This window comes from Brevibacterium sp. FME37, from assembly GCF_014897485.1.
In the GTDB taxonomy this organism is placed as follows: Bacteria; Actinomycetota; Actinomycetes; order Actinomycetales; family Brevibacteriaceae; genus Brevibacterium.
Genome location: NZ_JABUYE010000030.1, coordinates 1 through 11,923, shown reverse-complemented (window position 1 = coordinate 11,923; position 11,923 = coordinate 1). Strand labels below are relative to the sequence as shown.

Sequence of the window (11,923 nt, the reverse complement as noted above, 5' to 3'; positions counted from 1 at the left end):
CGAGTTCGCAGCGCAGTACCGGGACTTCCTTCTTCAAGCCGCTTGACATCTATAGGAGCATCATGCCCTCGGGGAATTCACCGCGGTTCTTCTCGACCAAGAATGCCGAGATCCCACGGTGGCGCTTGGTCTCATCGGTGGAGGTGCGGGCGAAGAGAATCAAATAGTCAGCCTGGTCAGCAAACGTGCACCACATCTTCGTGCCGTTGATGACCCAGCCGCCGTCATCGGCACGAGTGGCCTTGCAGCGAATGTTCGCGACGTCCGACCCAGCCTCTGCCTCGGACAGGGCGAAGGCGCCGAGGTATTCGCCGGTCGCGACCTTCGGCAGCAGCCGGGCTTCCTGTTCGGGTGAGAAGCCACCGCCCATTCCGTTGCCCCGAGCCAGCAGTCCACCGACGGACATCCAGGCTCTGGAGAGTTCTTCGGCGACGAGGCAGTACTCGAAGACGCCGAGTCCCAGGCCTCCGTATTCTTCGGGGATCAAAATGCCGAAGAATCCCATATCGGCCATCTGCTTGATGAACCAGTCCGGAAACTGCCCCTCAACAGGATCAAGCTCATTGGCCAGCGGCAAGACGACATCGTGGGCGAACTCCCGGGCGAGCGCTTGAATCTCGAGGCGTTCCTCGGTCATGAAGTGCGGGGTATCCGGGCGTGGTCTGGGTTTATGCGTCATTGCGAGTTTCCCTCGTTTCCCTGAGCTGATCTGCCTCAGGCCTTATTGCGGCCGATGAGCTGCTTGGCGATGACGTTCAACTGAATCTCGTTCGTGCCCTCGCCGACGATCATCAGCGGGGCATCACGGTAGTAGCGTTCGACGTCGTACTCGGTGGAGTATCCGTAACCGCCATGGACACGGATGGCGTCAAGGGCCACCTCGGCGGCCATCTCTGAGGCGTAGTACTTGGCCATACCGGCCTCCATATCCACGCGCTCACCCGAGTCATAGGTGCGAGCCGCGTGGAGGACGAGCTGCCGGGCGGCCTCGAGCTTGGTGGCCATCTTCGCCAGCTGGTTGCCCACGGCCTGGTGACGCCAGATCGGCTTGCCCATGGACTCGCGCTCCTGCGAGTACTTCACTGCGTCGTTCAGCGCAGCCTGGGCCACGCCGAGCGAACGAGAGGCGACCTGGATGCGGCCGATCTCCAGGCCCTTCATCATCTGCTTGAAGCCCACACCTTCGACCGAGCCGAGCAGCTGGGACTGCGGCTGACGCAGGTTCTCGAATACGAGTTCGCAGGTTTCGACACCCTTGTAACCGAGCTTCGAGAGGTTCTTCGACACCGTGAAGCCCTCGCCTTTCTCGACAAGGATGATCGAAATGCCCTTATGCCTGGGCTCGGCACTCGGGTCGGTCTTGCACAGCAGTGCGATGAGGTCGGACTTGCGGGCGTTGGTGATCCAGGTCTTCGACCCGTTGATGACGTAGTCCTCGCCGTCCTTGGTCGCGACGGTGCGCATGGCCTGCAGGTCGGAGCCGCCGCCGGGTTCGGTCAGGGCCATCGTCGCGCGCAGTTCACCGGTGGCCATGCGCGGCAGGTATTTGTCCTTCTGCTCGGCCGTGCCGTATTCGGCGATGAGCTTGGCCACGACGGTGTGCCCGCCCATGGCACCGGCTAAGGACATCCACCCGCGGGCCAGTTCCTGCGTGATGAGCGCATAGGCCTCGGTCGAGACTTTGCCGTCGCCCCAGGGCTCGTCGATCGCGAGTCCGTAGATGCCCATGTCCTTCATGGTCTGGATCCACTTCTCCGGATATTCGTCGGCATGCTCGACCCGGTTGACGTGGGGTTTGACGTCGTGGTCGATGAACTCGGCGACCGTGTCGATCATCATCTGCTCTTCGCTGCTGACTGCCATCTCGAAGTCCTTTTCCTCTGCTGCTGAAGTTGTGATTGTCTGCCTCGCCGAGGTGGCCCGACGTGGCCGTGTTCGTGGTGGTCCGTGGCCGGTTCAGTCCAGCCGGGCGCCGTCCTTGGCTGTTCTCGTCCGCCCGAGCCCGATCGTCGTATCCGGTCCAGTGCTGTCGAAGAAGTCGTTGCCCTTGTCGTCGGTGATGATGAAGGCTGGGAAGTCCTCAACTGTGATCCGCCAGACGGCTTCCATACCGAGGTCCTCCATGTCGAGGACTTCGACCTCGGTGATGCAGTCCTGGGCCAGACGTGCCGCGGGCCCGCCGATGGAGCCGAGGTAGAACCCGCCGAATTCCGCACAGGAGTCTTTGACCTGCGCCGAGCGGTTGCCCTTGGCGAGCATGATCATCGACCCGCCGGCCTCCTGGAACTGGCGCACGTAGGTGTCCATCCGTGAAGCGGTGGTCGGTCCAAACGATCCCGAGGGCATTCCTTCGGGAGTCTTGGCCGGTCCCGCGTAGTAGATGGGGTGGTCCTTAAAGTAGTCGGGCAGCTCCCCGCCGGCATTGAGGCGTTCGCGCAGGTTGGCGTGGACGATGTCTCGGGCGACGATCATCGTGCCTGACACTGAAAGCCTGTCCCCTACGGCCAGCTGGCTCAGCTGGGACTGGAGTTCGGGCATCGGCCGGTCGAGGTCGACGGCGGTGACGTTGCCGGATTCGATCTCATCGACGCGACCCATCGACGGCAGGAACCGAGCCGGATCGTGTTCGAGTTCTTCGATGAAGACACCGTCTGCGTTGATGCGGGCAATGATCTGCCGGTCGGCCGAGCAGCTGACGGCGATCGCGATCGGCAGTGACCCGTTGTGGCGGGGCAGCCTCACGACGCGCACGTCGTGGCAGAAGTACTTGCCACCGAACTGCGCGCCGAAGCCGAGCGTCTGGGTCAGCTTGAACACGGTGTCTTCGAAGTCCGTGTCGCGGAACCCATGGCCCAGCCTCGAGTCACCGGTGGTGGGCAGGTCGTCGAGGTAATGGGCGCTGGCGAGCTTCGCGGTCTTGAGCGTGAACTCCGCCGAGGGTCCGCCGATGACGACTGCCAGGTGGTAGGGCGGGCAGGCAGCGGTGCCCAGGGTGGAGATCTTCTCGGCGAGGAATTCGAGCATCGAGTCCTCGTTGAGCACGGCCTTCGTCTCCTGGTAGAGGAAGGACTTGTTCGCACTTCCCCCGCCCTTGGCCATGAACAGCAGCTCGTAGTCATCGGCCGGGCTCAACCCCACTTCGATCTGCGCGGGCAGGTTGGTGCCCGTGTTCTTCTCCTCGAAGAGGCTGACCGGGGCGAGCTGGGAGTAGCGGAGGTTGAGCTCCTCATAGGCCCGGTGGATGCCGGCCGAGAGATATTTGGCGTCGTCACCGTCGGTGAGCACATTGGGTCCGCGTTTAGCGGAGACGATCGCGGTTCCGGTGTCCTGGCACATGGGCAGGATCTCCCCGGCCGAGACCGAGGCGTTCTGCAGCAGGTCGAGTGCGACGAAGACATCGTTGGCGCTGGCTTCCGGATCGTCGATGATCGCGCGCAGGCTGGCCAGGTGATCGGTGCGCAGGTAGTGGGAGACCTCTTTGAACGCGACCTCGGCGAGGCCGGTCAGCGTCGACGGCGCCACCTGCAGGAATGACCTCGGCTGGCCAGCCACCTCGGCGTGCACCGTTTCGACTCCGTCGATGTCGAGGCGCCGCATGGCCGGGCCATCACCGTGTGTGGGCAGCAACGGGGTATACGCAAAGGCCGGTGTTGTGTCAGGTTGTTCGGCCATGGTGATCAGATGGCTCCTTCACGATGGAGTTCGGCAACCTTCTCAGGACTGAATCCCAGATCGCCGAGGATGGTGTCCGTATGGTCTCCAACATCGGGAATCGGATCCATCCGAGGTTCGACCCCGGACATCTCGACCGGAGGCACGAGCATCGAAATCGGCCCGACCGGGGAGCCGACGTCCTGCCAGCGGTCACGCTCGACCAGCTGGGGGTGATCGGCGATCTCAGTCATGTCCCGCTGCCGCGAGTGTGCGACCTTGGCGGTTTCGAGGAGCTCGTCGCATTGCGCGCCGGTGAAGTCGGCGAAGACTGCTTCGATGATGGTTTGCAGCTCATCGCGGTGGGCGTAGCGGTGGGCTGCCCGATCGAAGCGTTCGTCGGTGACCATGTCGTCACGGCCCAGGACCTGGGTGGCGAAGCTCTTCCATTCGCGTTCATTCTGAATCGCGAGCATAATCTGGGTGCCGTCACCGCAGGTGAACGCACCATAGGGGGCGATGGCCGCATGGGAGGTCCCTGCCCGGGTGGGGCGGGTGCCGCTGCCGTGGGTGAAGTAGAGGGGGTAGCCCATCCATTCGACGAGGGAGTCGAAGAGGCTGATTTGGAGGGTGGCGCCTTCGCCTGTCTTCTCACGGTTGAACAGGGCGGTGAGGATGCCGGAATAGGTGTACATGCCGGCGGAGATGTCCGCCGTTGAGATCCCCGTCTTCGCGGGGTGATCCTCGGTCCCTGTCACGGAGACCAATCCTGCTTCGGCCTGCACAAGTGCATCGTATGCCTTGGCGTTCTTGTACGGCCCGTCTGGTCCGTATCCGGAGATCGAGGCGTAGATGAGTCGGTCATTGGTCCCGCGCAGGTCATCGGCGCCGAAGCCCAAGCGTTCGGCGGCTCCGGGGGCGAAGTTCTGGATGAACACGTCGGCCTCGGCGACGAGGCTCTTGAGAATCGCTTTGCCCTGCGGGTGCTTGAGGTCGAGGCTCAGGCTCTCCTTGTTGCGGTTGAGCCATACGAAGTGGCTTGCCATGCCGTTGACGGTGGTGTCGTAGCCGCGGGCGAAGTCTCCGGTTCCGGGGCGCTCGATCTTGATCACGCGCGCACCCAGATCGGCGAGCTGCCTGGAGGCGAACGGTGCCGCCACGGCCTGCTCGCAGCTGATGACGCTGATACCGGACAACGGAAGTTCGGCGTGCACGGGGCCTCCACAACGAGATTTCATAAGCTTTCCACGATAGAATACATCATTCTCTGGATCATGCATTATTCACGCTGAAACCTTGCAGCGGGATACACTTCACGAAGCGAAGGCAATTGGCGAGGCACGACGAGCGGCGACGGAAGGCTGTGGAGTGGAGCAGGAATCAGCATCGACGAAGCGGGACAAGATCGTCCTGGGCCTGCGTCGGAAGATCCTCGGCCGCGAGCTCGAACGCGGCGAACGACTGCGTCAGGACGAGGTCGCCGAATGGTTCAAGGCCTCGATCACTCCTGTCCGCGAAGCCTTGCGCATCCTCGAATCCGAAGGCCTCGTATCCTCCGAGGCCCATCGCGGCGTGCGCGTGGCCGGCGTCGACGTCGACCGCCTCAAATCTCTCTTCGTCACACGCAAACTGACCGAGACCTTCGCCATCGCCCGCGCCACGACCCGGATCTCCCGTCACGAGCTGCGCCAGGCCGAGAAGCTCCTCGAGGCACTGGACTCCGCCAGCGAAGAGGGCGATGCCATGGGCCGCAACACCCGCAACGAGGAGTTCCACTTCTTCTTCTACGATCGGTGCGGACTCCCGGCCCTGCGCGATGACATCGCCACCCGGTGGCGGGCCTTTCCCTGGGATCTCACCCTCGACAGTTCGGACCGACTCAATCAGGTCCACAGTGAGCACCAGGCCATCGTCGATGCTGTGAAACGCATCGATCCGGACGCTGCGGCGAAGCACCTCGGCGATCACATCACCAATGGATTCCTGCGCCTGGCCGAGTCCACGGCCGGTGAGCCGATCTCCGACCCCTTCGATTTCGACGCGGACTGAGCAGCCCCACTCCCCCGTTCTCTGTATCCATCGCCCTTGGATTCCCACATCTCAAGAAATAATGCATTCTTTGGTAGATAATATTGGAAATCGACTGATTCTCGTCTAAGCTCAAATCGTTTGACTCCTTGTGTGACTCAGCGCACCGCCAAGGCACGTTGCCGTGCATTGTGCAGCAGACTGCGATGTCTGCACTGGTCACCTCGGAGACTGACATGACACTGGTCTCGATTACTGGAGCTGACGATGACGTCGATACGACGACCCAGGTGGAAACCGCTGGTTGCCTGCCTGTCGATCTGCCTGCTGGCCCTGAGCGGGTGCAATCCCGCGCGCAGCGGCAAGCAGGAGAAGTTCGAACTGCGCTTCGCCCATGTGACTTCGACGAGCACGCCGAAGGGACTCGCCGCTGACTTCTTCGCCAAGCAGATCGAAGAGAAGTCCGATGGCCGCATCCAGGTCGAGGTGTTCCCGAACTCGGAACTCTACGGCGGCAAGGACGAGATGCAGGCGCTGCAGTCCAACGCCGTGCAGATGCTCGCCCCGGCGAGCGCGAAGTTCACGACGATCGCGCCGAGCCTGCAGGTTCTCGACTTGCCGTTCATTTTCGATCACCCGGATGAGATCCCGGAGATCGTCAGTCCCGACACCGAGATCGGCAAGGCCATCTACGCTAACCCCGACCTCGAGGCCAATGGACTGAAGGTTCTGGGCCTGTGGGATTCGGGAATGAAGCAGATCCATTCGAACAATGCGACGCTGTCCCCGGATGACATGAAGGGCAAGAAGTATCGCATCCAACCTTCGGACGTGCTGCGCACTCAGTTCGAGACCTGGGGCGGAATCCCGTCGCCCCTGGCCTTCGCGGAGGTCTACAACGGACTTCAGCAGGGACTCATCGACGGTGGTGAGAACACATACTCGAACATCGAGTCGCAGAAGATGCACACCGTCCAGAAGTACGTCACCGAACTCAATCACGGTTACATCGGCTACATCCTCACCGTGAACAAGCGCTGGTATGACGAACTGCCCGATGACCTGCAGGCCGTCGTCGACGAATCTGCCGATGAAGCCTCCGAGTTCAACCGCAAGGAAGCACAGAAGGTCAACGCGGAATCCAAGCGGCTCATCGAGGAGTCCGGGGGCACGAAGATCGTGGTGCCCACGAAGGAAGAACGTCAGTCGTTCAAGGACATGGTCGTGCCATCCGAGTACGAGAAGTACAGCGATGTCATCGGACCTGAGGTCGTCGACGAGCTCCTGCAGCGCGACAAGGAACGTGAGTGACGATGAAGACCTTCGACAAGTATCTGAGCCGGGTCGAGAACTTCCTGGCCGGCGCCAGTCTCATCGGCGCCACAGCACTCGCGGTCTTCGCAGTGCTCCTGCGCAATATCACCGGAGACGTGCTCTTCTGGTCCGAAGAGGCCATCATCTATCTCATCATCTGCTCGACCTTCTTCGGTGCGGTCGTGACCCTGCGCCACAACGAGCACGTGGCCGTGGACATCATGCCGACGCTGCTCAAGGGCAAGAAGAAGAAGTTCTTCGTCGTCCTCGGCGGCCTGATGACTCTCATCTATGCGGGCTTCATCGCCTACCTGTCCTGGGCACTGATCAGCGAACCCTTCTCGCGCACGACGATCACCCCGGCGCTCAAGCTGCCGCTGTGGGTCGTCGAACTCTCACTGGCGATCGGCATGACGCTGTTCTTCATCCGCGCCGCCGAAATGCTCATCCGAGCGATCAAGGCCCCGGCCGAAGAGCTCGACAAGGACGTGTTCGCTGAGGAAGCCGCGGCAGTCGGCATCGACGTGAAGGATGTCGCCATCGATGACGACGACGATTCGAAGGAAGGGGATCGCTGATGCTCGAAGCAACATTCGTTCTCATTGCAGTCCTCATTCTGCTGCTCGTCACCTCGGCGCCCATTGCGGTGGCCCTGGGCCTGACCAGCCTCGTCTACTTCTACTACTTCACGCTCATCCCGATGACCCAGGTCTCGGAACGGCTCTTCAACGCTCTGAACTCGTTCCCGCTGATGGCGATTCCGTTCTTCATCCTCGCGGCCAACATCATGTCCCGCGGTGGAATCTCGCGGCGACTGACCGACTTCGGTGCCGCCATGGTCGGCCACCTGCGCGGGGGCATGGCGATCACCACGGTGCTTGCGTGCATGTTCTTCGCCGCCGTCTCCGGCTCATCACCGGCCACGGTCGTCGCCGTCGGTGCGCTGATGATCCCGGCCATGATCAAGAACGGATACCCGAAGGAATTCTCCACGGGACTCGTGGCCACCTCGGGGTCCTTGGGCATTCTCATCCCGCCGTCGATTCCGCTCATCGTCTTCGGCATCGCCACAGAGCAGAACATCGGCGACCTGTTCCTCGCCGGCATCCTGCCGGGCATCCTCGCCGGCGTCATGCTGCTGGGCATGGCCGTGTTCGTGGCCTGGAAGAACGGTTACGGCAACGCCGGGGAAGGCTTCCGGATATCCAATGTGGACAAGCTCAAGGCATTCCGCGACGCGATCCTCGCCTTGGCCCTGCCGTTCCTGGTCCTGGGTGGAATCTACTCAGGCTGGTTCACCCCCACCGAGGCGGCGGCCGTCGCGGTCGCCTACTCACTGGTGGTGTCCCTGGTCATCTACCGCGAGATCAAGATCTCGCAGCTGTGGGAAGTCACGCTCTCATCCGTGAAAACCTCGGCGATGGTCATGTTCATCATCGCCAACGGCATCCTCTTCACCTTCGTCCTCGCCAGTGAGCGGATCCCAGGGTCGATCTCGGAGACGATCACAGCTTGGGACCTGCAGCCCTGGCAGTTCCTCATCCTCGTCAACATCCTGCTGCTGTTCGTGGGCTGTGTGATGGAGACGTCGTCGGCGATCCTCATCCTCGCCCCGATCCTGCTGCCGATCGCCATGGAGCTGGGCATCGACCCGATCCACTTCGGCATCATCGTCGTGATGAACCTGGAGATCGGCATGATCACGCCGCCGCTGGGACTCAACCTGTTCGTGGCTTCCGGCATGTCGGGTATGAGCGTAATGAAGGTCGCCAAGGCAGCCATCCCGAGTGCATTGGTGCTGCTGGCTGCTCTGGCGCTGGTGACGTTCGTTCCGTTCTTCGCCACGGCATTCGTGGGTTCGTAGGGCCCGAGGACGTAGGGCCCGAGGACGATCGATCACTTGTGGTGCAGGTGGCCAGTTTGCAAACTGGCCACCTGCACCACAAGTGTTCAGTGGTCATAGAAGCGTGGCGAGAGTCGTCACCTCGTCGCAGCACCCACCCACAGCGCGCTGCCAGCTTTCATCTGGATAATCGTAGTCAGCCGCCTACATGCAGACTTCCGGAAGGAACATGGACGACTATCGAAGTCCCGGCTGGGACATCATTGGCAGTATCAGACCTCAGCAACACCCCGCGCGGGCAGGTGAACTCCGTTGACCTGGCTTCTCTCGCTTCTCATCGGCCTGCTCGTCGTCCTGCTCATCACAGTGGCCACCGGCTACTTCGTGGCCCAGGAATTCGCCTATATGGCCGTCGACCGTTCTCGCCTGGCTGCCCGGTCGGCCGCCGGTGACAAAGCCGCCGAGCGCGCTCAATCGATCACTCGCCGCACCTCGTTTATGCTCTCCGGTGCTCAGCTGGGTATCACCGTCACCGGGCTGCTGGTCGGCTATGTCGCCGAACCCCTCATCGGCACTGCCGTCGGTGAGGCCCTCGGCGGGACCGCGATCCCCACCGGCACCGGAGTCGTCATCGGCACTGTGCTCGCCCTGGTCGTGGCGACGATCATCCAGATGGTCTTCGGTGAACTGTTTCCGAAGAACCTCGCGATCGCCCGGCCTGAGCCCCTGGCTATCTGGCTTGCGCGATCGACTGCGATCTATCTCGCCGTATTCGGTTGGCTCATCACGATCTTCGACAAGGCTTCGAACGCCCTGCTCAAGGTCCTCGGGATCGAACCTGTCCACGATGTCGACCACTCCGCGACCCGTCGCGATCTCAAACATATCGTCGCGGACTCACGACAGAGTGGGGATCTCGTCGACGAAGATTCCCTTATCCTCGACCGCATCCTCGACTTCCCACAACAGAGCGTCGACCACGCCACCGTGCCCCGCTCACGGGTCGACGTCATCCGCGAGGACACGCCGCTGCATCAGGTGCGAACTCTCATGCAGACCGGTCATTCCCGGTACCCGGTACTCAACGACGCCGAGGAAGTGGTGGGCACGATCGATCTCCTCGACGTCCTCTCCGCCGCTGACGGAGACGATCTGCGTCCCTTGCTCAAATCGCCGGTCTTCGTTCCCGAGTCCCTGCCCCTGCCCGACGCCGTGCGCACCTTGACTGAGAACCGGGCCCAGATGGGCTGCGTCGTCGATGAGTACGGAGGGTTCTCCGGCATCGTCACGGTCGAGGACCTCGGCGAGGAACTCGTCGGTGACATCGTCGACGAACACGATGAGGCGATCGAGGAGATCGTCGCAGATGATGACGGCACCTGGACGGCTCCGGGGGCGATGCCCCTCGACGAGCTCTCCCGCGCGCTCGAACGCGACCTGCCCGCCACCTCGGCGCAGACGCTTTCAGGCCTTGTCATCGAAGAGGCCAAGGGCTTCCCCGAGGTCGGTGACCGGATCGAGATCACCTTGCCGGTCGACCCAGCCGAGCTCGCCGGCACACGAGCGCCGAGTCCGGTCAGGCTCACCGTCGACGTCCTCGAGGTGTCCTCCCATGTACCCTCCCAGCTGCGGATCGGAATCGAGGTTCAGCGATGAGCAACCCCTGGGTCATCGTCACCCTCACTGTCCTCTTCATCGGCCTCAGCGCGTTCTTCGTCTCCGTGGAATTCGCCCTCATCGCCGCCAAACGCCACCGGCTGGAAGATGCAGCGGCCGACAGCCGCTCGGCCAGAGCGGCGCTGCGCAGCTCCACCGAGCTCTCCGTCCTCCTCGCCGGTTCCCAGCTGGGCATCACGGCGTGCACACTGGCACTGGGTGCGATCACGAAGCCCGCGGTTCATCATTGGATCACGCCGGTCGCCGAGGCTCTGGGTCTGCCCCTGTGGATCGCCGACCTCACCGGATTCATCCTCGCCCTCATCATCGTCACGTTCCTCCATCTCGTCGTCGGTGAGATGGCCCCGAAGTCGTGGGCTGTGGCCCACCCGGAGCGCTCCGCGATCTTACTCGCGCTTCCAATGCGGGCGTTCATGTTCCTCACCCGGCCCCTGCTCCACGTGCTCAACAACGCGGCCAACGCCTGCCTGCGACTCGTCGGCGTCGAACCCGTCGACGAGGTCGATCAGGGCCACACCTCTGATGACCTGCGCGAGCTGCTGCGCCATTCGGCGCAGGCGGGGACTATCGAACGGGAGTCCTCGGATGCACTGCTCGGTGCTCTCGAGCTGACTCAGCTCAGCCTCGGCGAACTGGTGGCGAAGCAGGGGAAACTGACTGCCGTCGGCCCGCAGGCGACAGCGGACACAGTGCGAGAGGCCGCGCGCCGCGATCGCCACCGACGCGTCCTCGTGCACACAGCGTCTGGGCAACCACCGACTCACGTGGTCCATGTCCGCGATGTGCTCGGTCTCGATGGCGGGGACACCGTCACCGAGGTGGCTCGCTCGGTCGAGGTCCTGCCCGCAACGATGACCGTCGGTCGCGCCTTCGGTGCAATGAAGGATGCAGGAACACAGCTGGCACTGGTCGAGCGATCTGATGGCAGCCATGCGGTGGTCACAGTCACCGACGTGCTCAGCTATCTGCTCGCCTCAGATGGTTCCGGCAGGCGTGGTGCCGGATCCTAAGAGCTGACCTGCTTCAGCGTCGCAGTCGGGAAGAACCTGAAGTTCGGCATGAGCACATCGTTGCTGAGACTCAGCCTGTTCGTCACCTTCGGGATGTTGGGCATGAGCGTGATGAGCGTTGCGAAAGCCGCGATCCCCAGTGCCCTGGTGCTCCTGGCTGCCCTGACCCTCCGACCCAGATCAACCAGCTGTCGAGCAGGTAACGAATTGAGAACTTAATCAAGACACTCCAGCTCATTGATCTAACTACCTCATATGATCCAGCCATGCACAAAATGATCCTCTGGTCGATCAGCAAATTGGGGCAACGCGGAAGGCACCGAACATGCGAGCAAACCCAATGAAGGGACTGATGCAGGGTTAGGTGACATCTAATCTGGCTTGTTCATAGGCAAGCCTG

10 protein-coding genes are annotated in these 11,923 nt (G+C 62.4%); 6 read left to right on the top strand and 4 right to left on the bottom strand.

Annotated features, from left to right (window positions below):
• Window positions 1-49: 49 nt before the first annotated feature.
• From INT29_RS19560 to INT29_RS19545, 4 genes are all read right to left on the bottom strand, one after another.
• A complete protein-coding gene (locus INT29_RS19560) occupies window positions 50-679 on the bottom strand; it encodes an acyl-CoA dehydrogenase family protein (RefSeq protein ID WP_226842267.1) in 630 nt (209 codons plus the stop codon).
• A 35-nt stretch (window positions 680-714) separates the two neighbouring features.
• A complete protein-coding gene (locus INT29_RS19555; protein WP_193073224.1) occupies window positions 715-1,863 on the bottom strand; it encodes an acyl-CoA dehydrogenase family protein in 1,149 nt (382 codons plus the stop codon).
• A 93-nt stretch (window positions 1,864-1,956) separates the two neighbouring features.
• Window positions 1,957-3,672 carry a FumA C-terminus/TtdB family hydratase beta subunit gene (locus INT29_RS19550; RefSeq protein WP_193073223.1) on the bottom strand — a complete coding sequence of 572 codons (1,716 nt, stop codon included), beginning with the start codon at window positions 3,670-3,672 and terminating at the stop codon, window positions 1,957-1,959.
• A 5-nt stretch (window positions 3,673-3,677) separates the two neighbouring features.
• Entirely contained in the window at window positions 3,678-4,865 is a 1,188-nt protein-coding gene (locus INT29_RS19545) for a CaiB/BaiF CoA-transferase family protein (RefSeq protein ID WP_319020948.1), read from the bottom strand.
• A gap of 154 nt (window positions 4,866-5,019) precedes the next feature.
• Between INT29_RS19545 and INT29_RS19540 the strand changes: the two genes are divergently transcribed.
• The 6 genes from INT29_RS19540 (at window position 5,020) to INT29_RS19515 (ending at window position 11,523) form a co-directional block, all read left to right on the top strand.
• Complete coding sequence (locus INT29_RS19540) at window positions 5,020-5,700, top strand: GntR family transcriptional regulator (protein ID WP_164743140.1); 681 nt, start codon at window positions 5,020-5,022, stop codon at window positions 5,698-5,700.
• 246 nt (window positions 5,701-5,946) lie between these two features.
• Entirely contained in the window at window positions 5,947-6,990 is a 1,044-nt protein-coding gene (locus INT29_RS19535) for a TRAP transporter substrate-binding protein (RefSeq protein ID WP_193073219.1), read from the top strand.
• A gap of 2 nt (window positions 6,991-6,992) precedes the next feature.
• Window positions 6,993-7,571: a TRAP transporter small permease gene (locus tag INT29_RS19530; RefSeq protein WP_226831482.1), complete on the top strand. Its 579-nt coding sequence runs from the start codon at window positions 6,993-6,995 to the stop codon at window positions 7,569-7,571.
• The gene (locus INT29_RS19525; RefSeq protein ID WP_193073216.1) at window positions 7,571-8,857 is read left to right on the top strand and encodes a TRAP transporter large permease; all 1,287 of its coding nucleotides are present in this window, start codon (window positions 7,571-7,573) and stop codon (window positions 8,855-8,857) included. The genes INT29_RS19530 and INT29_RS19525 overlap by 1 nt, the downstream gene beginning before the upstream one ends.
• Before the next feature lie 291 nt (window positions 8,858-9,148).
• A complete protein-coding gene (locus INT29_RS19520; RefSeq protein ID WP_193073215.1) occupies window positions 9,149-10,492 on the top strand; it encodes a hemolysin family protein in 1,344 nt (447 codons plus the stop codon).
• The gene (locus INT29_RS19515; protein ID WP_193073213.1) at window positions 10,489-11,523 is read left to right on the top strand and encodes a CNNM domain-containing protein; all 1,035 of its coding nucleotides are present in this window, start codon (window positions 10,489-10,491) and stop codon (window positions 11,521-11,523) included. The genes INT29_RS19520 and INT29_RS19515 overlap by 4 nt, the downstream gene beginning before the upstream one ends.
• Window positions 11,524-11,923: the final 400 nt, after the last annotated feature.